The sequence below is a fragment of the Leifsonia sp. YAF41 genome (assembly GCF_052113185.1).
Taxonomy (GTDB): Bacteria; Actinomycetota; Actinomycetes; order Actinomycetales; family Microbacteriaceae; genus Cryobacterium.
Genome location: NZ_JBFRCS010000004.1, coordinates 1 through 22,680, shown reverse-complemented (window position 1 = coordinate 22,680; position 22,680 = coordinate 1). Strand labels below are relative to the sequence as shown.

Annotated in this window: 23 protein-coding genes; 20 read left to right on the top strand and 3 right to left on the bottom strand. The window is 65.7% G+C overall.

Annotation, left to right across the window (positions count from 1 at the left end):
* Nucleotides 1-82: 82 nt before the first annotated feature.
* Nucleotides 83-433, bottom strand: a complete 351-nt coding sequence (locus AB4Y63_RS05030; RefSeq protein ID WP_345069105.1) for a DUF1844 domain-containing protein — start codon at nt 431-433, stop codon at nt 83-85.
* Nucleotides 434-631: 198 nt separating this feature from the next.
* On the opposite strand from AB4Y63_RS05030, the gene infC reads away from it, so the two are divergent.
* The 19 genes from infC to AB4Y63_RS04935 all read left to right on the top strand — a co-directional run bounded on the left by infC (nt 632) and on the right by AB4Y63_RS04935 (nt 19,339).
* On the top strand, nt 632-1,294 hold the full coding sequence (infC, locus tag AB4Y63_RS05025; RefSeq protein ID WP_441789947.1) for a translation initiation factor IF-3: 663 nt from the start codon (nt 632-634) through the stop codon (nt 1,292-1,294).
* Entirely contained in the window at nt 1,287-1,481 is a 195-nt protein-coding gene (gene rpmI, locus AB4Y63_RS05020) for a 50S ribosomal protein L35 (protein WP_179577345.1), read from the top strand. Before infC ends, rpmI begins: the two co-directional genes overlap by 8 nt.
* Nucleotides 1,482-1,513: 32 nt before the next feature.
* On the top strand, nt 1,514-1,900 hold the full coding sequence (gene rplT / locus AB4Y63_RS05015; protein ID WP_441789946.1) for a 50S ribosomal protein L20: 387 nt from the start codon (nt 1,514-1,516) through the stop codon (nt 1,898-1,900).
* Between the two features lie 126 nt (nt 1,901-2,026).
* Nucleotides 2,027-2,827: a TrmH family RNA methyltransferase gene (locus tag AB4Y63_RS05010; RefSeq protein ID WP_441789945.1), complete on the top strand. Its 801-nt coding sequence runs from the start codon at nt 2,027-2,029 to the stop codon at nt 2,825-2,827.
* A 141-nt stretch (nt 2,828-2,968) separates the two neighbouring features.
* The gene (locus AB4Y63_RS05005; RefSeq protein ID WP_441789944.1) at nt 2,969-3,757 is read left to right on the top strand and encodes an amino acid ABC transporter ATP-binding protein; all 789 of its coding nucleotides are present in this window, start codon (nt 2,969-2,971) and stop codon (nt 3,755-3,757) included.
* A 57-nt stretch (nt 3,758-3,814) separates the two neighbouring features.
* Entirely contained in the window at nt 3,815-4,714 is a 900-nt protein-coding gene (locus AB4Y63_RS05000) for a glutamate ABC transporter substrate-binding protein (RefSeq protein WP_441789943.1), read from the top strand.
* 112 nt (nt 4,715-4,826) lie between these two features.
* Nucleotides 4,827-5,474 carry an amino acid ABC transporter permease gene (locus AB4Y63_RS04995; protein WP_441789942.1) on the top strand — a complete coding sequence of 216 codons (648 nt, stop codon included), beginning with the start codon at nt 4,827-4,829 and terminating at the stop codon, nt 5,472-5,474.
* Nucleotides 5,471-6,334 carry an amino acid ABC transporter permease gene (locus AB4Y63_RS04990; protein WP_441789941.1) on the top strand — a complete coding sequence of 288 codons (864 nt, stop codon included), beginning with the start codon at nt 5,471-5,473 and terminating at the stop codon, nt 6,332-6,334. The genes AB4Y63_RS04995 and AB4Y63_RS04990 overlap by 4 nt, the downstream gene beginning before the upstream one ends.
* A gap of 62 nt (nt 6,335-6,396) precedes the next feature.
* On the top strand, nt 6,397-7,440 hold the full coding sequence (gene pheS, locus AB4Y63_RS04985; protein ID WP_441790125.1) for a phenylalanine--tRNA ligase subunit alpha: 1,044 nt from the start codon (nt 6,397-6,399) through the stop codon (nt 7,438-7,440).
* Nucleotides 7,440-9,977 carry a phenylalanine--tRNA ligase subunit beta gene (pheT, locus tag AB4Y63_RS04980; protein ID WP_441789940.1) on the top strand — a complete coding sequence of 846 codons (2,538 nt, stop codon included), beginning with the start codon at nt 7,440-7,442 and terminating at the stop codon, nt 9,975-9,977. Before pheS ends, pheT begins: the two co-directional genes overlap by 1 nt.
* 254 nt (nt 9,978-10,231) lie before the next feature.
* The gene (gene argC, locus AB4Y63_RS04975; protein ID WP_441789939.1) at nt 10,232-11,275 is read left to right on the top strand and encodes an N-acetyl-gamma-glutamyl-phosphate reductase; all 1,044 of its coding nucleotides are present in this window, start codon (nt 10,232-10,234) and stop codon (nt 11,273-11,275) included.
* Complete coding sequence (argJ, locus tag AB4Y63_RS04970) at nt 11,272-12,453, top strand: bifunctional glutamate N-acetyltransferase/amino-acid acetyltransferase ArgJ (RefSeq protein ID WP_441789938.1); 1,182 nt, start codon at nt 11,272-11,274, stop codon at nt 12,451-12,453. Before argC ends, argJ begins: the two co-directional genes overlap by 4 nt.
* Before the next feature lie 11 nt (nt 12,454-12,464).
* Nucleotides 12,465-13,397 carry an acetylglutamate kinase gene (gene argB, locus AB4Y63_RS04965; RefSeq protein WP_441790124.1) on the top strand — a complete coding sequence of 311 codons (933 nt, stop codon included), beginning with the start codon at nt 12,465-12,467 and terminating at the stop codon, nt 13,395-13,397.
* Entirely contained in the window at nt 13,394-14,614 is a 1,221-nt protein-coding gene (locus AB4Y63_RS04960; RefSeq protein WP_441789937.1) for an acetylornithine transaminase, read from the top strand. Before argB ends, AB4Y63_RS04960 begins: the two co-directional genes overlap by 4 nt.
* A gap of 61 nt (nt 14,615-14,675) precedes the next feature.
* A complete protein-coding gene (gene argF, locus AB4Y63_RS04955; RefSeq protein ID WP_441789936.1) occupies nt 14,676-15,605 on the top strand; it encodes an ornithine carbamoyltransferase in 930 nt (309 codons plus the stop codon).
* Nucleotides 15,606-15,607: 2 nt separating this feature from the next.
* Entirely contained in the window at nt 15,608-15,967 is a 360-nt protein-coding gene (locus AB4Y63_RS04950) for a hypothetical protein (protein ID WP_441789935.1), read from the top strand.
* Nucleotides 15,968-16,066: 99 nt separating this feature from the next.
* Complete coding sequence (locus AB4Y63_RS04945) at nt 16,067-17,266, top strand: argininosuccinate synthase (RefSeq protein ID WP_441789934.1); 1,200 nt, start codon at nt 16,067-16,069, stop codon at nt 17,264-17,266.
* An 8-nt stretch (nt 17,267-17,274) separates the two neighbouring features.
* Nucleotides 17,275-18,711, top strand: a complete 1,437-nt coding sequence (argH, locus tag AB4Y63_RS04940) for an argininosuccinate lyase (RefSeq protein WP_441789933.1) — start codon at nt 17,275-17,277, stop codon at nt 18,709-18,711.
* A gap of 31 nt (nt 18,712-18,742) precedes the next feature.
* Nucleotides 18,743-19,339: a DNA-3-methyladenine glycosylase gene (locus AB4Y63_RS04935; RefSeq protein ID WP_441789932.1), complete on the top strand. Its 597-nt coding sequence runs from the start codon at nt 18,743-18,745 to the stop codon at nt 19,337-19,339.
* 135 nt (nt 19,340-19,474) lie between these two features.
* Here AB4Y63_RS04935 and AB4Y63_RS04930 read toward each other — a convergent pair whose 3' ends face one another.
* A complete protein-coding gene (locus tag AB4Y63_RS04930) occupies nt 19,475-20,095 on the bottom strand; it encodes a hypothetical protein (RefSeq protein WP_441789931.1) in 621 nt (206 codons plus the stop codon).
* On the bottom strand, nt 20,092-20,757 hold the full coding sequence (locus AB4Y63_RS04925) for a DNA-binding protein (protein WP_441789930.1): 666 nt from the start codon (nt 20,755-20,757) through the stop codon (nt 20,092-20,094). The genes AB4Y63_RS04930 and AB4Y63_RS04925 overlap by 4 nt, the downstream gene beginning before the upstream one ends.
* Before the next feature lie 165 nt (nt 20,758-20,922).
* Between AB4Y63_RS04925 and tyrS the strand changes: the two genes are divergently transcribed.
* Entirely contained in the window at nt 20,923-22,224 is a 1,302-nt protein-coding gene (gene tyrS, locus AB4Y63_RS04920) for a tyrosine--tRNA ligase (RefSeq protein WP_441789929.1), read from the top strand.
* Nucleotides 22,225-22,680 lie beyond the last annotated feature (456 nt).

Here is a 22,680-nt window from a genome sequence, read left to right as displayed (position 1 = left end):
CGTGTTCCACACATGACAGCTACGTTGCCGCGCGCACGAATGCCCGGGCCGCCAGAGCGACCCGGGCATCGAGAAAGCCTGGCTAGTTGACCGGACCGGTGTACTTCTCGCCCGGGCCCTGGCCGATCGGGTCGGGGATCGCCGACGCCTCGCGGAACGCCAACTGCAGCGAACGCAGTCCATCGCGCAGGCTTCGCGCGTGCATGTCTGAAATATCGGGGGCGGATGCCGTCACCAGGCCGGCGAGGGCGGTGATGAGCTTGCGTGCCTCGTCCAGATCGAGCTGGCTCTCGGGGTCGTCGGCCAGTCCGCACTTGACCGCGGCGGCACTCATCAAGTGCACTGCAGCGGTCGTGATGACCTCAATTGCGGCGACATCGGCGATGTCCCGCGTGGCCTGCGCTGCGTCATCCTGATCAAATGTGTTACTCACTGCCATCCTCTGCTAGACTCGACGCGGCTCCGGGGCAATAGCTCCGGTACGAAAGTGGATAATCTCCCACCCGCGCTTGACCGCTTCATCAAGGTTACCGGGTAGTTTGCACTCCGCCGGCTCGGCACTGGATTCAGTAACGAGGCGGTAGACAGGGTGTCGTGTGTGGTTTGGCGAAATTAATTTCGTGCAAGTCATATGCGTGATTTCTCACTTCGTCACGGGCGACATCCGTCACCTGTTGTAGCCGCGAAGATTGAGAAAGAGGAGCGACGCATCAGCGATCCCCGTACAAATGACCGTATCCGCGTCCCTGAAGTTCGTCTCGTCGGCCCCGCCGGTGAGCAGATCGGGGTCGTGGCCATTGATGTTGCCCTGCGCATGGCACAGGAAGCAGATCTCGACCTCGTCGAAGTAGCTCCCACGTCTAAGCCGCCGGTTGCCAAGATCATGGACTACGGCAAATTCAAGTACGAGGCTGCGCAGAAGGCTAAAGAAGCCCGGCGCAACCAGGCGAACACGATCCTGAAAGAGGTTCGTTTCCGCCTCAAGATTGACAAGCACGACTACGAAACCAAGCGCAAGCGCGCCGAGGGCTTCCTGAAGGCCGGCGACAAGGTCAAAGCAATGATCTTGTTCCGTGGACGTGAGCAGTCACGTCCCGATCAGGGCGTACGTCTGCTCCAAAGATTTGCCGAGGATGTGGCGGAGTTCGGTTCTGTGGAATCGACCCCCACCATCGACGGTCGAAATATGGTCATGGTCATTGGCCCTCTGAAGAACAAGTCAGAGGTCAAGGGCGAGGCCCTCGCACACCGTGCTGCTGATAAAGCAGCGAAACAGGAGGAAAAGAATGCCTAAGCAGAAGACCCACTCCGGGGCCAAGAAGCGATTCAAGATCACCGGTAGCGGCAAGGTCATGAAGCAGCAGGCTGGAATGCGTCACAACCTGGAGGTCAAGTCTGCCAAGCGCAAGGCTCGCCTGAACCAGGACCAGGTCCTGTCAAAGGCTGACAGCAAGACCGCCAAGAAGCTTCTCGGTCACTAAGACCCTCGTTATCTCGTTAGGAATATAGAAAAATGGCAAGAGTAAAGAGGGCCGTCAACGCCCACAAGAAGCGTCGCGTCATCCTTGAGCGCGCCTCGGGCTACCGCGGACAGCGTTCGCGCCTGTACCGCAAGGCCAAGGAGCAGGTCACACACTCCCTGGTTTACAGCTACCGCGACCGTCGCGCCCGCAAGGGTGACTTCCGTCGCCTGTGGATCCAGCGCATCAACGCGGCATCGCGTGCCAACGGCCTGACCTACAACCGTCTCATCCAGGGCCTCGGCATTGCTGAGATCAAGGTTGACCGTCGCATGCTGGCCGAGCTGGCCGTCAACGAGCCCGCCACGTTCGCGGCACTCGTTGAGTCCGCCAAGAAGGCTCTTCCGGCTGACACCTCAGCACCGAAGGTTGCTGCGTAGTCAGACCCCCGGGCTCACGCCCGCGCTTTACCTCCGAACGGGAGCAGGCTTCACCGCCTGCTCCCGTTCTGTTTTTAACGCTCCTCCACGCACTTCGGGCGAGAAAGCCTCAAGTAGGCTTGACCCATGCTTGATAACCCCCGTTCCCCGCGCGTTCGCGCCGTTGCCAAACTCGAAAAGCGTGCCGCTCGCTTAGAGACGGGAATGTTTCTTCTCGAAGGCCCCCAGGCTGTCTCAGAAGCACTGACCTTCCGCCCCAACCTGGTCGTTGAGTTGTTCGCCACCCCGACCGCGCTCGAGCGCTACACCGACATCGCACAGTTGGCCACCGACGCCGGCGTCGACATCGAGTTCGTCAGCGAGCAGGTGCTCGACGCGATGGCCGACACCGTCACCCCGCAGGGTTTCGTCGCGGTCTGCCACCAGTTCCCGACCTCGGTCAAAGACATCTTCAACGACGAGCCCAAGCTCATCGCCATCCTCGAAGAGGTGCGCGACCCCGGCAACGCCGGCACGATCATCCGTGCAGCGGATGCCGCCGGCGCCGATGCCGTGATCTTCACCGGTCGCAGCGTCGACCTCTACAACCCCAAGGTTGTGCGTTCCTCCACCGGCTCGATCTTCCACCTCCCGGTCGCCGTCGGCGCCAACCTGGCCGATGTGCGCGAGCGTGCACGTGCCGCCGGGCTGCAGATTCTTGCTGCGGATGTCAAGGGTGGCGACCTCCTGGAGGCGCGCAACTCCGGACTCCTGGCCAAGCCCACCGCCTGGCTGTTCGGCAACGAGGCGCGCGGGCTCACCGACGACGACCTGCTGCTGGCCGACACCTCGGTTTCGGTACCGCTCTACGGCCACGCCGAGTCGATGAACCTGGCGACAGCCGCGTCGGTGTGCCTCTACGAGAGTGCCTTCGCGCAGCGCAGCTAAGCCGTACACGTCGGCGTGCAGAAGCACGCCGGCGTGTGTTACAACTCCGGCGTGCAGAAGCACGCCGGCGTGTGTTACAACTCGGTAACCGTCGGGCCGGAACCATAGGGAAGACCGCGTCTTGTCCCTAGGTTGGGGGGCATGGAGCAATCTGAGTCTCTGCCCCCAACGTCGAACATCAGCGTGCGACGCGGCGAACCACTCGTCGTCGTCACCAATGTCAACAAACATTTCGGTGAGCTTCATGTACTGAAGAACATCAACGCCCAAGTCAACCGCGGCGAGGTCGTCGTGGTCATCGGACCCAGCGGCTCCGGCAAGTCAACGCTGTGCCGGGCGATCAACCGACTCGAGACCATCGACGACGGTGTCATCACGATTGACGGCACGGTGCTCCCGGCTGAGGGCAAGGCTCTCGCCCACCTGCGCGCCGACGTGGGAATGGTTTTTCAATCCTTCAACCTCTTCGCGCATAAGACCGTGCTCGAGAACGTCACCCTGGGCCCCATCAAGGTGCGTGGCGTCTCGAAACGAGAGGCAGACGCCCGCGCGATGAAACTGCTCGAACGGGTCGGCGTCGCGAACCAGGCAAAGAAGATGCCTGCCCAGCTGTCGGGCGGTCAACAGCAGCGCGTGGCCATCGCCCGTGCCCTGGCCATGGACCCCAAGGTGATCCTCCTCGACGAGCCGACGAGCGCACTCGACCCCGAGATGATCAACGAGGTGCTCGAGGTGATGATCGATCTCGCCAACGACGGGATGACCATGATCGTCGTCACCCACGAGATGGGGTTTGCGCGGAAGGCGGCCGACCGGGTCATCTTCATGGCCGACGGCGAGATAGTCGAAGAGGCGACGCCTGAAGAATTCTTCACCGCCCCGCGCAGCACCCGGGCCAAGGACTTCTTGTCGAAATTGCTCTCGCATTGACTGCGAGTCACTGAGCCGGGGGCGGCCCAGCCGCCCCACACCAAGAAAGGGACGAAAATGCGAAAGAGAATGACTCTCCTGGCCACCGTGGCCGTTGCAGCGCTCGCCTTGGCGGGATGTTCGGGTTCTGACTCGGGAACCACCGGCTCCACCGACGCGGGGTCCAGCCCGTCGGGGGCGCCGTTCGAAGTGGCGAAGACGGTCGACCTGACCGGCAGCCCCACGTTTGACGCCATGACGGAACGGGGCTCGGTCAAGGTCGGGGTGAAGGAAGACCAGCCGGGGCTCGGCTACCTCGATGCGGCGACGGGGGAACGTACCGGTTTCGACATTGAGATCGCGCGCTGGATTGCCGCCTCGCTCGGGTTCTCCGAGGATCAGATCGAGTTTATCGCGATCCCGAGCGCGAACCGGGAGGCCGCGATCGTCAACGGCGACATCGACTACTACGTCGGCACCTATTCGATCACCGACAAACGAAAGGAGCAGGTCGACTTTGCCGGACCCTATTTCGAGACCGGGCAGGGACTGCTGGTTGCCTCCGACAACACCGACATCAAGAGTGAAAACGACCTCGCCGGAAAGACCGTCTGCTCGGCGACAGGTTCGACGCCCATCCAAAACATCAGGGACAATTTCCCCGACACCAAGACCGTCGAGTTCGACACCTACTCACAGTGCGTTGACGCGCTGAAAGACGGCTCGGTCGACGCTGTCACAACGGATGCCGCGATCCTGATCGGCTATGCGGCGCAAGAGCCGGATGCCCTCAAGGTGGTGGGTGAACCGTTCACCGTCGAGAAGTACGGTGTCGGCCTTCCGAAGGGCGACGAGGCACTCCGCACCTTCATCAATGAGATGTTCACCAATGGCGGCGAGACGTGGACCGCGATCTACGACTCGACACTCGGCCAGTCCGGTACCAGTGTCGAGCAGCCGGCGGTCGATCAGTACTAACGACGACCGGCGCGCGGGGGCAGTTCCCTTCGGGGGCTGCCGCCGCGCGGATCGAGTGCGGTGGGCATCCGTCGCATGTGAACGTCACGAGCGGGAGTGAGAAGCATCCGGCATGGACACCTTGATCAACAACCTCGACTTGTTTGTGTCGGGGTTTCGGAACACCCTGATTCTTTTCTTCTTCTCGGCGATCTTCGCCTTGATCCTCGGCACCGTCGTCGGGGCGATGCGCGTGTCGCCGGTACCGATCATGCGCGGTGTCGGCACCGTGTACGTCAACCTGGTGCGCAATACCCCGTTGACGCTGATCATGTTCTTCTTCGCCTTCGGCTATCCGAAGCTCAACCTCATTCACTGGCCGTACGAGGTGCTCGCCATCATCGCGCTCAGCCTGTACACGGCGACGTACGTCGCGGAGGTGCTGCGCTCCGGCTTCAACACGGTGCCCGTCGGCCAGGCCGAGGCCGCGCGGGCGATCGGCCTGCCGTTTGCGCAGACCATGACGCTCGTCGTCATGCCGCAGGCCATGCGCGCGGTCATCCCGCCGATGATGAGTGTGTTCATCGCGCTCTTGAAGAACACGACAGTCGCCGCCGGCTTCTCGGTGGCCGAAGCGGGAGCGATCAGGGCTACCCTCTCTGAACGAGGTGAACCGGCCATCGTGGTGCTGCTCTGGGTGGCCGCCATCTTTGTGCTCCTGGTCGGGTTGCTCTCCCTCCTGCAGCGATATCTCGAGCGCCGATGGAAGGTGTTGCGATGAGCAGCGTTCTATATGACGTGCCGGGCCCTCGCGCTATCCGGCGCAATCTGATCTGGGGGATCGTCACGGTGCTCGTTGTTCTCGGCGTGCTGGCTTTCATCGTCTACCGATTCTGGGTGACGGGGCAGTTCACGGCCGCGAAGTGGCAGATCTTCACGTTCCCGCTCGTGCAACAGGCGATCGTGAAAGCCACTCTCTCCACCCTCACGGCGTTCGGTCTCGCTTCGGTGTTCAGCCTGATCCTCGGGCTGCTGCTATCGGTCGGGCGCCTCTCGGCCCATGCCTGGATACGCATTCCCGTGACGATATTCATCGAACTGTTCCGGGCGATACCCGTGCTGATCCTGATGATGATCATGTACTACGGGCTGCCGCCGCTCGGGGTGACGTTCGTCACCCCACTCGTCGCGGTGGTGACGGCCCTGACCCTCTACAACGGCCCGGTCCTGGCGGAGGTGTTCCGTGCCGGCGTGGAGTCGCTGCCGAACGGACAGAAGGAAGCCGCGTACGCGATCGGCCTGCGGAAGAGCGGCGTGATGCGACTCGTGCTCTATCCCCAGGCGATCCGGGCGATGATGCCCGTGATCATTTCACAGCTGGTCGTCGTGCTGAAGGACACGGCGCTCGGATTCATTGTCACGTTCAACGAATTGCTGTACCTGGCGAAGTTCTACGGATCGCAGGTGACATACGGCTCGCCCATCATTCCGGCGACACTGGTCTTCGGCGCCATCTACGTGTCGCTCTGCCTGTTGCTCGCCGGGCTCGCGAAGTGGGTCGAGATCCGCAGCCGCGGCAGCCACCGGGAGTCGAAGCCGATTGACGTCGAGAAGATCGAACTCCGGGTCGGCGAGGCCTAGCGATCGACGGCAGGTGGCTGACGCAACCGCACGCACTAAACTTGGGTCTCGTGTCAGAGCCTATGAACAGCGACCCCGCTGAAATCACTGAATCAGGCGTGAGCGCGGCTGTCGATGCCGCCCTCGCCGCCATTTCCGCAGCCACCGATTCCGCTGCCCTCAAGACCGTGCGCACCGAGCACACCGGCGAGTTTTCTCCGCTCGCGAAGTTCAACGCGCTGATGCGCAGCGTTCCCGGCGACCAGAAGGCCGCCGCCGGCAAGCTCGTGGGCGCCGCCCGAGGCCGGGTCAACCAGGCGCTCACCGCGCAGGAAACCGAGATTCTTGAGGCCGAAGCCACGGCTCAGCTCGCGGCTGAAGCCGTTGACGTGACGGCCGCCGCCTCCACCTGGACGGCCGGGGCGCGTCATCCGCTGCCCCTCTTGCAGGAGCGCATCGCCGACGTCTTCGTCGGCATGGGTTGGGAAGTCGCCGAAGGCCCGGAGCTCGAGAGCGAATGGTTCAACTTCGACGCGCTCAACTTCGACGAGGACCACCCGGCCCGCGCGATGCAGGACACCTTCTTCATCGAGCCGACCAACGCGCACCTCGTGCTGCGCACCCACACCTCGCCGGTGCAGCTGCGCGCGCTGCTCAGCCGTGAACTGCCGGTCTACGTTGTTGCCCCGGGTCGCGTTTACCGCACCGATGAGCTCGACGCCACGCACACTCCGGTCTTCACCCAGATCGAGGGCATCGCCATCGACAAGGGCCTGACCATGGCTCACCTGCGCGGCACGCTCGACCACTTCGTCAAGGCGATGTTCGGCGACGAGGCCAAGGTGCGCCTGCGCCCCAACTACTTCCCGTTCACCGAGCCGAGCGCCGAGCTCGACCTGTGGCACCCGACCTTCTCCGGCGGGGCCCGCTGGATCGAGTGGGGCGGCTGCGGCATGGTCAACGCCAACGTGCTGCGCTCGGCCGGAATCGACCCCGAGGTGTACTCCGGGTTCGCGTTCGGCGTCGGCGTCGAACGGGCACTGATGTTCAGAAACGATGTAAAGGATATGCACGACATGGTCGAGGGCGATGTTCGGTTCAGCCAGCAGTATGGGATGAACGTCTGATGCGCGTTCCACTGAGTTGGCTCGGCGAGTACGTCGACCTGGAAGCCGGAACCACACCGGAAGACGTGCATGCTGCCCTGGTCAGTGTGGGCCTCGAAGAAGAAGAGATTCACCGTTTCGAAGTGACCGGTCCGGTCGTCGTCGGTGAGGTGCTCGAATTCGTCGACGAACCGCAGTCCAACGGCAAGGTCATCCGCTGGTGCCAGGTGCGCGTTGCACCCGAGGGGACCGCGCTCGCCGCCGACGGCGGCCCGGCCGTCCACGGCATCGTCTGCGGAGCGCACAACTTCTTCGTCGGCGACAAGGTCGTCGTGACCCTGCCAGGCGCAGTGCTGCCCGGCCCGTTCCCGATCGCCGCCCGCAAGACGTACGGTCACGTGTCTGACGGCATGATCGCATCGGCCCGCGAGCTCGGTCTCGGCGACGAGCACGACGGCATCCTGCGCCTGGTCGAGCTCGGCCTCGATGCGCCGGTGGGTGCGGATGCGCTGAGTTTGCTGGGTCTGGACGACGCCGCGGTTGAGGTGAACGTCACGCCCGATCGTGGCTACGCCTTCTCGATCCGCGGAATCGCACGGGAATACTCGCACGCGACCGGCGTGGATTTCCGCGACCCGGCCCTGTCGGTTCCGCCCGTCACGGCCGCCTCCGAGTTCCCGGTCACCATCGACGATGCGGCGCCGATTCGCGGCCGCGTCGGCGCGAGTGTGTTCGTCACCCGTGTCGTGCGGGGCGTCGACCCAAGCACGCCGACCCCCGCCTGGATGATCGCCCGGCTGAAGCTGGCCGGCATGCGCTCGGTGTCGCTCGTCGTCGACGTGACCAACTATGTGATGCTCGAACTCGGCCAGCCGATCGGCGGCTACGACTTCGACAAGCTGGCCGGCGGCATGCTCGTGCGTCGCGCCCAGCCGGGCGAGAAGCTGGAGACGCTCGACGGCGTCACCCGCACGCTCAGCCCCGAAGACCTGCTGATCGCCGACGACTCCGGCCCGATCGCCCTCGCCGGCGTGATGGGCGGCGCCTCGACCGAGGTCGGCAACACCACCCGCAACGTGCTGATCGAGTCGGCGAACTTCGACCCCGTGTCGATTGCGCGTTCCGCGCGACGTCACAAGCTGCCGAGCGAGGCATCCAAGCGCTTCGAACGTGGCGTTGACCCTGAGGTCGCGATCGTTGCTGCGGCCCGTGTCGTGCAGTTGCTCGTCGAGCTCGCCGGGGGAGTGGCCGACGATCTCGGTTCGCTGCACGACGCCACGCCCGACGCCGTCGCCATCGACCTGCCGAAGGGGTTCATCTCCGGCCTGATCGGCCTGGAATACACGGCAGAAGAGGTACGCACCTCGCTCGCCGAGATCGGCGCCTCTCTGGCCGAAACCGCAACCGGACTTGCCGTGACGCCGCCGAGCTGGCGCCCCGACCTGACCGACAAGTGGACGCTGGCCGAAGAAGTGGCCCGCATCGTCGGCTACGACCGCATCCCGTCGGTGCTGCCGATCGCGCCTCCCGGCCGGGGTCTGACCCGCGCCCAGGTGCTGCGCCGTGCCGTCGCGACCACCCTGGCCGCCGCCGGTCACACCGAGGTGCTCGCCTACCCGTTCGTGTCGGAGAAGCAGAACGACCTCTTCGGCTCAATGGTTGCCGGCGGAGTTCCCCAGATCAAGATCGCCAACCCGCTCGACGGTGAGGTGCCGTTCCTGCGCACCTCGATCCTGCCCGGCCTGCTGCAGATCGCACACCGCAACCGCTCGCGCGGGCTGGTGAACCTGTCGATCTTCGAACAGGGCCTGGTCTTCCGACCGGAGCCCGGCGTGACCTACGGCGCGGCCACACTGCCCGCCGGAGCGGTACGCCCGAGCGCAGCCCTCGAGGACGAGCTGAACGCGGGCATCCCGCCGCAGCCGCACTTCATCGGCGTCGTGCTCACCGGCAATGTGGTCACCCACCAGCCCGGCCAGACTCCGATCGCGGCCAGCTGGGAAGACGCCCTCGCCGCGGTGCAGCAGGTCGCCCTTGCGACCGGTGCCCGCATCGGCGTGCGCCAGGGCAGCCACCAGGCGATGCACCCGGGTCGCACCGCCGAACTGTTCGTGAGCGTGGAGGGCGAGGATGTGGTCGTCGGATACGCCGGCGAGCTGCTGCCCGCCGTCGCCCGCGCGGCAGAGCTTCCGAGCGTTGTCGGCGTTGCCGAACTCGACCTGTCTCTGATCATCGAGCTGAGCGATCCGCAGATCGTGGCCAGCCCTATTGGCACGAAGCCGGCGGCGACGCAGGACCTGTCGCTCGTCGTCGACGCCTCGGTGCCGGCCGGCGATGTTCTCACCGCCGTGCAGGATGGCGCGGGCGCATTGCTCGAGCACATCGAACTCGTCGACGACTACCGGGGCGCCGGAGTTCCGTCGGGTCTCAAGTCGCTTACCTTCGCACTGCGCTTCCGGGCGCCGGACCGCACGCTGACCGCGGCAGAGGCCAGTGCGGCCAAGCTCGACGGCGTCTCCGTCGCGGCGGCGCGTTTCAACGCGAGCTTGCGCGAGTAATTCCACGTAATCCCAGTACCAGGCAAACTCGACCGGAACGCTCAAGCTCGGCGAGGTGTTTGTGCCGAGAGTCGCCGTTTCTGCCGAGAGTCGCCGCTAGAACAGCGATTCTCGGCACAAACGGCGATTCTCGCTTTGCGCGCCGCACGCGACGGATGCGTTCGGGCGGTGCACGGATGCGGTCGACTGGCGACCAGGAGCGACCAGGAGCGACCGGGGCGACCAGCAACAGTCCGGGCCGGTAGGTTTGTTCTATGGCTTTTTCGGTAGCAGTGGCGGGCGCAAGCGGTTACGCGGGCGGTGAGCTGCTGCGGCTGCTCGCCGGACATCCGGACTTCGAGGTGCGAACCGTCACGGCGAACAGCAACGCCGGCGCCCGACTCGTCGAGGTACAACCGCATCTGCGTTCCCTCGCCCACCTGACTCTCGTCGAAACCACGCCGGAAACCCTCTCGGGTCACGACATCGTCTTTCTGGCGCTGCCGCACGGCAAATCGGGCGAACTGACCTCGCACCTGCCGAATGACACTCTCGTCGTCGACTGCGGCGCCGACCACCGTCTCGAAAGCGAGAGCGACTGGGCGGCGTTCTACGGCGGCGAATACTACGGCGCCTGGGCCTACGGCGTTCCCGAACTCCCGCTGGCGACAGGGAAACAGCGCGACCGCCTCGTCGGCGCGCGCCGCATCGCGGCCCCCGGCTGCAACGCGAGCACCGTCTCGCTCGCCCTGGCGCCCGGCATCCACGCCGGTGTGATCGAAGCAACCGACATCGTCGCCGTGCTCGCGGTCGGCCCGTCCGGTGCCGGTAAGGCGCTGAAGGTTCCGAACCTGGCCGGTGAGATCCTCGGCTCCGYCAACCCGTATGCGGTGGGTGGCGTGCACCGGCACATCCCCGAAATCCAGCAGAACCTGCGCTGGGCAGGGGCCGTCGACCCGACCATCTCGTTCACGCCCGTGATCGTGCCGATGTCGCGCGGCATCCTCGCTACCTCGACGGCGCGCATCGTGCCCGGCACCTCGGCCGCCGAGGTGCGCGCCGCGTGGGAGAACGCCTATGCGAGCGAGCCGTTCGTGCAGCTGCTGCCGGCCGGGCAGTTTCCGCGCACCGCCGACGTGCTCGGCGCCAACACCGCCCTGATCGGCCTCGCCGTCGACGAGGCCGCCGGCCGCGTCGTCACGGTGACCGCCGTCGACAACCTGGCCAAAGGCACCGCCGGTGCCGCCATCCAATCGGCGAACATCGCCCTCGGACTCCCCGAAACCTCGGGACTTAGCGTGAATGGAGTTGCCCCGTGAGTGTGACCGCCCCCGCCGGATTCATCGCAGCCGGCGTCATCGCCGGCCTCAAGAAGTCGGGCGGCCTCGACCTCGCGCTCGTGCAGAACCTCGGCCCGCTGCAGAACGCGGCCACCGTCTTCACGAGCAACCGATGCAAGGCCAACCCCGTGCTCTGGAGTGAGCAGGTCATGAGCGACGGCCGGGTCAGCGCCATCGTGCTGAACTCCGGCGGAGCCAACTGCTACACCGGCAAAATCGGCTTCCAGACTACGCACGCCACGGCCGAAGCCGTCGCAACCGCTCTCGAGGTGTCCGCCGGAGACGTGCTCGTCTGCTCCACCGGCCTGATCGGCGAACAGCTCGACCTCGGCAAACTGACCGCCGGCGTGCAGGAGGCGACCGCCGCCCTGGCCACGGATGCCGCGGCATCCGCCGACGCCGGATTGGCCGCCGCGCAGGCCATCATGACCACCGACACCCGGCCGAAACTGTCGAGCCACCGCTCGCCGACCGGGTGGACGATCGGCGGAATGGCCAAGGGCGCCGGCATGCTCGCGCCGGGCCTGGCCACCATGCTCGTCGTCATCACCACCGACGCGATTCTCAGCTCCCCGCAGCTCGATGTGGCCCTGCGCGCGGCCACCCGGGTCACCTTCGACCGCCTCGACTCCGACGGCTGCATGTCCACGAACGACACGGTGAGCCTGCTCGCCTCCGGCGCCAGCGGCATCGACGCCGACCTCACCGAGTTCACCGACGCGCTCACCGCGCTCTGCACCGACCTCACTCTGCAGCTGCAGGCGGATGCCGAAGGCGCCGCTCACGATGTGGCGATCACCGTGCAGAACGCCGGCAGCGAAGACGAAGCAGTGCGGGTCGCCCGCGCCGTCTCCCGCAGCAACCTGTTCAAGGCAGCCATCTACGGCAACGACCCCAACTGGGGCCGCGTGCTCGCCGCCGTCGGAACCGTCGACCCGGCGGATGCCGCCTTCGACCCGTACGGCATCGACGTCGCGATCAACGGCGTGCAGGTGTGCACGGCGGGCGAGCCCGACCAGCCGCGCGAGCTCGTCGACCTCACACCCCGCGCCGTCTCGGTGGTCATCGACCTGCACGAGGGATCGGCCGCAGCGACCCTGTGGACCAATGACCTGACCCACGATTACGTCGAAGAGAACAGCGCGTACTCCAGCTGATGGGCGACGAGATGACGAGCCGGGTCGCAGCGGACTCCGCAGCGGACGCCGCCGCCGACACGAACACCCCCGCCGAAGCCGCGGTCAAGGCCGCGACCCTGATCGAGTCGCTGCCCTGGCTGAAGCGCTTCCACGACCAGATCGTGGTGGTGAAATTCGGCGGCAACGCCATGGTCAGTGAAGAATTACAGCGCGCGTTCGCCGAGGACATGGTCTACCTGCGCTACGCCGGCATCCGCCCGGTCGTCGTGCACGGCGGCGGCCCGCAGATCTCGGCGATGCTCGACCGGCTCGGCATCGAAAGCGAGTTCCGCGGCGGCTACCGCGTCACCACCCCCGAGGCGATGGAGGTCGTGCGGATGGTGCTCACCGGGCAGATCAACCGCGACCTCGTCGGCCACATCAACGAGCACGGCCCGCTGGCCGCCGGACTCTCCGGGGAAGACGCCGGCCTGTTCCGCGGTCGCCGCCGCGGCGTGGTCATCGACGGCGAAGAGGTCGATCTCGGACTCGTCGGCGATGTCGTCGGTGTCGATCCCGAAGCCGTGCACGCCCAGTTGAACGCCGGCCGCATTCCCGTCATCTCCTCGATCGCGCCCGACGAGGACGTGCCGGGCCAGTCCCTCAACGTCAACGCGGATGCCGCCGCCGGGGCCCTCGCCGTGGCTCTCGGCGCCGCCAAGCTCGTAATTCTCACCGATGTCGCCGGGCTCTATAGCGATTGGCCCAACCGGGATTCGCTCGTTTCCGGCATCGACACGAGCGCGCTCCGCGCACTGCTGCCGAGCCTCGAATCGGGAATGATCCCGAAGATGACCGCCTGCCTCGACGCCGTCGACGGCGGAGTCGAGAAGGCGGCGATCATCGACGGACGCATCCCGCACTCGATCCTGCTCGAGATCTTCACGCAAGATGGAATTGGCACCGAGGTGGTACCCGCATGAGCACCGACACCCTGAACGGCGACAGCATTAACGACGCAGCCGCGACCTGGCAGCAGCGCTACAGCGACTCCCTGCTGCCGGTGTTCGGCATGCCGCTCGCCCTGCTCGTGCGCGGCGAAGGCTGCTATGTCTGGGATGACCAAGGCACCGAGTACCTCGACTTTCTCGCCGGAATCGCCGTGAACGCCCTCGGTCACGCGCATCCGGCGCTCGTCGCCGCCGTCTCCGAGCAGGTCGCCACCCTGGCCCACGTCTCGAACTACTTCGCCTCGCCGCCACAGATCGAACTCGCCGAACGCCTGCAGCGCCTGACCGGCGCCGGCGCGGCGGGCCGGGTGTTCTTCGCGAACTCGGGCACCGAAGCCAACGAAGCGGCGCTGAAACTCGCCCGCCTGAACATGGGCGACGGCTCGCGCACCCGCATCCTGACCCTGACCGACTCGTTCCACGGCCGCACGATGGGCGGCCTCGCCCTCTCGGGCAAGCCGGCGATGCGTGGGCCGTTCCTGCCGGTGCCCGGCGGAGTCGACCACATCGAACCCACCATCGAGGCGCATGAAGCGGCCATCGACAACACCGTCGCAGCCCTCGTCGTCGAACCCGTACAGGGCGAGGCGGGAGTCTTCGACCTGCCCGCCGGATACCTGGCGCGGGCCCGCGAACTCTGTACCGCGCACGGCGTGCTGCTGATTCTCGACGAAATCCAGACCGGCGTCGCCCGCACCGGCGACTGGTTCGCTTTTCAGCACGACGGCATCCAGCCGGATGCCCTCACCCTCGCCAAGGGCCTGGGTGGCGGTGTGCCGATCGGTGCGTTGGTCACCTTCGGCGCGGCATCCGACCTGTTCAGCCGTGGCCAGCACGGTTCGACCTTCGGCGGAAACCCGTTGGCGACCGCGGCCGCGAACGCCGTGCTCACCGTGATCGAGACCGATGACCTGGTCGCCAACTCCGCCCGCCGTGGCCAGCAGTTGCGCGAGATCATCGCCCGCATCGACTCGCCGCTGATCACTGAGGTGCGCGGCCGCGGTCTGCTCCTCGGCCTTGGCCTGTCACAGCCCGTCGCCGCCGAGCTTGCGGCCGCCGCGATGGCCAATGGCCTCATCGTCAACGCCCCGAATGCCTCGACGATTCGGCTCGCACCGCCGCTGATCGTCGGTGACGCCGAACTGGCCGAGTTCGAGCGACGATTCCGGTCTGCTCTCGCCAGCCTTTAGAGTTGTCCAAACCCCCCGTCTGATTCCAGACACAGATTCAGACACAACCGAAAGTGATCCCGTGACCCGCCATTTCCTGCGCGACGATGACCTCTCTCCGGCCGAACAAGCCGAGATCCTCGACCTTGCACTGGAACTGAAGCGAGACCGATTTGCGGTCAAGCCGCTCGCCGGGCCGCAGACGGTCGCGGTGATCTTCGACAAGTCCTCCACCCGCACACGCGTTTCGTTCGCGGTCGGAATCGCCGACCTGGGCGGCATCCCGCTGATCATCAGCACCGCGAACAGCCAGCTCGGCGGCAAGGAAACGGCGTCGGACACGGCACGCGTGCTCGAGCGTCAGGTCGCCGCCATCGTCTGGCGCACCTATGGCCAGGCCGGGCTCGAAGAGATGTCGAAGGGAACCACGGTTCCGGTCGTCAACGCACTCTCCGACGAATTCCACCCGTGCCAGCTGCTCGCCGATCTGCTCACCATTCGTGAGCACCGCGGCGAACTCGCCGGGCAGACCCTCGTCTTCCTGGGCGATGGCGCCTGCAACATGGCCCAGTCCTACCTGCTCGCCGGCACCACCGCCGGCATGCACGTGCGCATCGCATCGCCGGCCGGCTACTCGCCCGACCCCCAGGTCGTCGCGGATGCCAAGGCCATCGCCGCTCAGACCGGCGGCTCCGTGACGCTGTTCACCGACCCGGCCGAGGCCGTCGCCGGTGTCGACATCGTGATCACCGACACCTGGGTGTCGATGGGCAAGGAAGAAGAGAAGGCAGCACGACTGGCCGACCTCGGCGCGTACCGCGTCGACAGCGCGCTGATGTCGCTGGCCAAGACCGACGCCCACTTCATGCATTGCCTCCCGGCCGACCGCGGCTTTGAGGTCACCGCCGACGTCATCGACGGCGCGCAGAGCATCATCTGGGACGAAGCCGAAAACCGCCTGCACGCGCAGAAGGCTCTGCTCGTCTGGCTGCTCGCTCAGAACGCGGCCTGATCATGACTGACAACGATCGCGACAACCTGCTCGCCGCTGCCGCCTACCTCGACCTGCTCGACCAGCTGCTGAGCGACACGGATGCCGACGACCTGCGGGTCATCACCGCGGCGGCGACCGAGCTCACCTCCGCCCTTGACCGAGTCAGGCGCGTCAGCGCCGAACTCCGCCAAGGCGTCATCAGCGACGGCGATCTCGATACCGTCGGCATCCTGCGCGACCGTCTGCAGACCGTCGCCGACTCGGCTACCACGACCCCGGCCGAAGCGGCCGCATTGCGTGCCCGCCTGGAGAAGGCGGCCGGCGAGTTCGAAGCCGACGTGCACGACCTGATCGCCGACATCGACGACGAGAACGAGTAGCAACTCGTTCGTCGCCCGCACGGCATCCAGTGATAGACCCGGGCACGGCACCAGCCGTAACCTGCGTAAACTCGAAGTGATCAATTCTGAAGGAGAACCATGGCTGAACGCATCGTCCTCGCCTATTCGGGCGGACTCGACACCTCGGTCGGCATCGGCTGGCTCAAAGACGCAACCGGCAAAGAGGTCGTCGCCCTCGCCGTTGACGTGGGACAGGGCGGCGAGAACATGGATGACATCCGTCAGCGTGCACTCGACTGCGGCGCCGTCGAATCGATCGTCGTTGACGCCAAAGACGAGTTCGCCGACGACTACATCGTTCCGGCGCTCAAGGCCAACGCGCTCTACCAGAAGCGCTACCCGCTGGTTTCCGCCCTCAGCCGTCCGCTGATCGCGAAGTACCTGGCATCGACCGCCAAAGAACTCGGCGCTGACTCCGTCGCCCACGGTTGCACCGGCAAGGGCAACGACCAGGTGCGCTTCGAGGCCGCGGTTGCCGCGCTCGCGCCCGACCTGACCAGCATCGCCCCCGTGCGCGACCTCGCGCTCACCCGCGACAAGGCGATCATCTACGCCGAGCAGCACAACCTGCCGATTCTGCAGTCGAAGAAGAACCCGTACTCCATCGACAAGAACGTCTGGGGCCGCGCGGTCGAGACCGGCTTCCTGGAAGACCCGTGGAACGCGCCGATCGAAGACCTTTACGAGTACACCCAGGACCCCAGTGTCTACCGCGAAGCCGACGAGGTCGTCATCACGTTCGACCAGGGTGTTCCGATCGCCATCGACGGTGTGCCGCACACCCCGCTCGAAATGGTCGTCGCTATGAACGCCCTCGCCGGCAAGCACGGCATTGGCCGCATCGACATCGTCGAAGACCGTCTGATCGGCATCAAGAGCCGTGAGGTCTACGAGGCTCCCGCCGGCATCGCCCTGATCGCTGCGCACGAAGAGCTCGAAAACGTCACGCTCGAGCGCGACCAGAACCGCTACAAGCGTTCCATCGAAGCCAAGTGGTCTGAGCTCGTCTACGACGGTCTCTGGTTCTCCGGCCTCAAGCGTTCGCTCGACGCGTTCATCGACCACACCCAGAAGTACGTTTCCGGCGACATCCGCCTGAAGTTGCAGGGCGGCACCGCTGTCGTGACCGGTCGCAAGTCGGAACAGAGCCTCTACGACTTCAGCCTCGCCACCTACGACACCGGTGACACCTTCGACCAGTCGCTGGCCAAGGGCTTCATCGACCTGTGGTCGCTGCCGAGCAAGATCTCCGCACGCCGCGACCTCGCCGGCAAGTAGGCATCCGCATGTCTGGCGACGACGTCGCAAACCGTGCCGGTGAAGCGGGTGCCCTCTGGGGTGGCCGCTTCGCCGGCGGGCCCTCGCCCGAATTGGCTCGGCTGAGCAAGTCGACTCATTTCGACTGGCAGCTGGCCGAGTACGACATCCGTGGATCGCGTGCTCACGCCCGTGCGCTGGCTGCGGCCGGCTACCTGACCGATGACGAGCTCGCCGGCATGATCAGCGCACTCGACACGTTGGAAGAAGCCGTCATCGACGGTCGATTCCATCCGGCAGCCACCGACGAAGACGTGCACTCGGCGTTGGAGCGCGGCCTGATCGATCTGACCGGTGTCGAGCTCGGCGGCAAACTGCGCGCCGGCCGGAGCCGCAATGACCAGATCGCCACGCTCATCCGGATGCTGCTGCGCGACCACGCCGCAAAGCTCGCGACCCTGCTGATCGAGCTCATCGACGCGTTGGCCTCGCAGGCCGAGGCGCACGCCGACGCGATCATGCCTGGCCGCACCCACTTGCAGCACGCTCAGCCGGTTCTGCTCTCGCACCACCTGCTCGCGCACTGCTGGCCGATTGTGCGTGACCTCGAACGCTTCGCCGACTGGAGCCGTCGCGCCGACTTCTCGCCCTACGGTTCCGGCGCACTTGCCGGCAACACGCTCGGGCTGGATGCGCGCCTGGTCGCCACCGATCTCGGGTTCGGTGCTGTCGTCGAGAACTCGATCGACGGAACCGCCAGCCGCGACCTTGTCGCCGAGTTCGCCTACATCACCGCGCAGATCGGCATCGACCTGTCGCGCCTGGCCGAAGAGATCATTCTCTGGAACACGAAAGAGTTCGGCTTTGTCACTCTCGACGACGCCTACTCGACCGGTTCGTCGATCATGCCGCAGAAGAAGAACCCCGATATCGCCGAGCTCGCGCGCGGCAAGTCTGGTCGCCTGATCGGAAACCTGACCGGTCTGCTGACCACGCTCAAGGGCCTGCCGCTCGCGTACAACCGCGACCTGCAGGAAGACAAAGAGCCGGTCTTCGACTCGATCGAAACGCTCGAGGTGTTGCTCCCGGCCTTCACCGGCATGATCGCAACCTTGCGTTTTCACACCGAGCGCATGGCCGAACTCGCCCCGCAGGGCTTCTCGCTGGCCACGGATGTCGCCGAATGGCTGGTCAAGCGTCATGTCACGTTCCGTGACGCTCACGAGATCACCGGTTCGCTGGTCAAGTACGCCGAAGATCACGGACTCGACCTGCACGAGGTCGACGATGCTGCGTTGCAGTCCATCTCGGTGCACCTTGTTCCCGAGGTGCGCGAGGTGTTGACCATCCGCGGTTCAGTTGAAAGTCGCGACGGACAGGGGGGCACCGCTCCTGTTCGTGTCGCCGAGCAGCGCGCCCACCTCGTGGAACGCGTGCGTGTTCTGGCGACGGCGCTGACCGAATAATCACAACCGAGTAGATCGCACCGCGACGCTCATGGGCCTCGACCGCACGTTGTTTGATCAGCCGGCGGTCGAGGCCGCTCCATTTCTGCTCGGCGCCGTGCTCAGCCACGCGGGCGTCTCGGTACGTTTGACCGAGGTCGAGGCGTATCTCGGCGGGGGAGTCGATCCCGGCTCGCACGCCTTCCGCGGTCAGACCGCCCGGAACTCGAGCATGTACGGCCCCTCCGGCCATCTCTACGCCTACTTCACCTACGGCATGCACGTCTGCGCGAATGTGGTGTGCTCACCGGTGGGGCAGGCGTCGGGACTGCTGCTGCGCGCGGGCGACGTGGTCGAGGGGCTTGAACTGGCTCGCGAGCGGCGCCCCACCTCGCGGTCCGACCGGGATCTGGCCCGTGGCCCGGCCCGCCTGAGCGTTGCGCTCGGAATCAGGCTCGATGAAAACGGCGCCGACCTGTTCGCGGAGCCGTTCGAGTTGACGTTGCCGGAGCATCCGGTGGCGTACCAGACCGGTCCGCGCACCGGGGTCAGCGGCGACGGCGGCGCTGCGGAACAGTTTCCGTGGCGGTTTTGGATGCCGGGGGAGCCATCGGTGTCGCCGTACAAGCGGCATCCTCGATCTCGGTGATCGAGCTGCACCGGTGATCGAGCTGCACCGGTGATCGAGCCTGTCGAGATCCGGTGACCGATTCTCGAGATCGGCACGCGTGGTCTCGACAAGCTCGACCACCGAAGGTCCGCCGATCGAGACTCTCGAGATCCGTTACGCGATCGCGAGCGACACCAGCGCAGCGCAGGCGCAGGCCCAGGTCAGGCTGGCGAGGGTGCCGATGATGAACCGTTCGCGGGCCTCGGATGCCGCCAGCTCGGTGAACCGGCCAACACCCTTGATCGCGACGACGACGGCGATCGCCTCCGGGAAGCCGGCGAGAATCGCACCGGTCACCGCGAGGCGTTCCAGGATGCCGATGGCCAGGCCGCCGCGCAGCACCTCGTGCACCGCGGCGCCCTCGCCCGCGGCGCCAGACGACACGGCAGCGGCAGCGCTGGGTGAGTTTTCGACCAGAATCCCGCCGTGGCTGCCGGGGGCGACCGAGCCGCGGGTGGCAAGCCGGAGGGAGTAGGCGGCAACCGGGCCGCCACCGATCACCGAGAGGGCCAGCGCAATGATTCCGAGGAGCGTGCCGAACGAGCTATGCGCATCGGGGTTCGGCATGGCCGCCAGGATCAACGCGGCCGCAAGCGTTCCGCCCGACACGATCGCGTAGACCGGTTTCGCGAACTTGAAGGCGAATGCTGCGGCGACGAGCGAGGCGACGGAGACGAGAATCAGCAACAACCAATACGCGTAGCCGAAAAGGTCGATAGCGGGATAGAAATTCATGCGGCGGGATCCGTCTCGGTTATTCGGCGGTGCAGGTCGGTTAAGAGCTTAATGAGTGCGGGTCGCGCGGCCTGCTCGGCCCGCCAGCTCGCGGTCTTGAGGCGCTGACTGATCGCGGCGGTGGAGATGCCGAGTCGGGCTGCGGCCTTGGCCTGGCTGAGACCGGACTGCACGAGGTCGATGGCGTGCCAGCCTTCGTCCGAGCGGCGTTGGCGCAGAAGCAGGAGCAGCCCGAGGAGCGCCTCGAGGTCGGCCGCTGCGAGATTGTTCGATTCGAGCTCATCGGCTGAGCCTCCGCTCGCCGTAGATTCGGCACCGAGCGTGGTCACGGCGAACCGGGTGTCGCTGCGTTTCGCTCGGGTGACGGCATCGCGCGCCGCGATGAATGCAGTGCCGGCGGCCTGCCGTGTTGCGGCAGGGAGCGGGGTGCGCACCGATCCGAGGCCGAGGCCGATACTCCAGTGACCGGCGCGATGCGCCAGAAGGATCGCGTCAAGCGTTGCCGCGGCATCCACGATCATGACCTGGATCTCGTCGCCCGCCGTTTGATCGGGAGGCAGCACAAATGCGGGCCCGAATTGATCGGTCAGGGCGTGGATCAGTTCGCCGGCGCGGTCGCGGTCGGTTCGACTGTCTATTTGATCGGCGGTGACGACATACATTGCGTTAAGCCTCCATCTCGAACCGAGCATAATCAAGTCACAAGACTTAATCAAGCTCGATTAAGCTGCTGGCCTTAATTCACTGACCATCGGGTACGCCAATCAGAAGAAGGTGGCCCCGGCACGAACGCAATCGACGCGCGTCGCGCTGGTAATCTGGGCAACGTGTCAGACCCCAGCATCCTCACCCAGCAGACCAACGATCCCTCCTTCGACAACGTGTGGGAGGAGATCACCTGGCGCGGCCTCGTTCATGTCTCCACCGACGCGACCGAACTGCGCGATCTTCTCGCCGGTGAGCCGATCACGTATTACTGCGGATTTGACCCGACCGCACCGAGCCTGCACCTCGGAAACCTGGTGCAGCTGCTGCTGATGCGCCGTCTGCAGCTCGCCGGCCACCATCCGCTCGGCCTTGTCGGCGGTTCGACCGGCCTCGTCGGCGACCCGCGGCCGACCGCCGAGCGCACCCTGAACACGCGCGACACCGTCGCCGAGTGGGTGGGCTACCTGCAGTCGCAGGTGTCGCGCTTTCTCAGCGCCGAAGGCAGTAACGCCGTCACGCTGGTGAACAACCTCGATTGGACCGAGCCGCTCTCGGCCATCGACTTCCTGCGCGAAATCGGCAAGTACTTCCGCGTCGGCACCATGCTCAAGAAGGATGCCGTCAGCGCGCGCCTGAACAGCGACGAAGGCATCAGCTACACCGAGTTCAGCTACCAGGTGCTGCAGGGCCTCGACTACCTCGAGCTCTACCGCACCTACAACTGCGTGTTGCAGACCGGCGGCAGCGACCAGTGGGGCAACCTCACCAGCGGCACCGACCTCATTCGCAAGGCTGAGGGTGCGAGCGTTCACGCCATCGGCACCCCGCTGATCACGAACAGCGACGGAACCAAGTTCGGCAAGAGCGAAGGCAACGCCGTCTGGCTTGACCCGTCGCTCACGAGCCCCTACGCCTTCTACCAGTTCTGGTTGAACACCGACGATTCCGACGTGATCGGCCGACTCAAGGTGTTCACGTTCCTCGATCGCGTCGAGATCGAGCGACTCGAGCAGGCTGTGGCGGCCGAGCCGTTCAAGCGTGAGGCGCAGCGCGCACTGGCGTTCGAGGTGACGAGTCTGGTTCACGGCGTGCCGGCAACGGATGCTGCGATCCACGCCGCGCAGGCACTCTTCGGTCAGGGTGACCTGGCCGAGCTTGACCCGGCCACGCTCGAGGCGGCATTGCGGTTGCTCCCGAACACGACAACGGCGCCGAACGCGCAGGTCGTGCAGCTTCTCGTTGACACCGAACTGACCTCGAGCCTGGGCGAAGCGCGTCGGGCCGTGGCCCAGGGCGGGGTTTACCTCAACAACGTGAAGGTGACCGACGAAGCGCAAACCGTTGCGGGTTCGGTTCTTCCCGGGGGCGTGGCAGTGTTGCGTCGCGGCAAGAAGACGCTCGCCGGAATCTTCGTCGAGTAACTTTCTCCTCTCTGTGCGAACTCCCTCTAGGGGGAGCGCGCGCACGAACGGGCTCCAGCTTTTTGCTGGGGCCCGATTCTCGTTAAGTCGATGTCGTTGGCCGGCAGATGGGCCGGTGGTCGAGCTTGTCGAGACCGAGGGGAGCCGATCCCGCACGAAGGGCGCCCTCTCGGGGGATCGAGTTGCGGGCGACAAAAATGGTGAATTACCGCGGTTCGGCGGCACACGGTGGCAGGCCGCGCCGGGGGTGCCCGGGTGGGGGCGGCTGGCGACACGCCCGGGATGAGGTGCGGTTTGCGGGGTCTGCGAAAACCCACGTATAGTCATCTCTTGTCACCCCAAAGGTTCGGTCAGCGGCAAGCTGAGCGGCCTCAAGCGGGGCCAATCCCAAACAAAACACAAACGGACTTGTTCGTTTCATTCTTTGTTTGATGAGTTTGTTGTTTGATGAGTTTG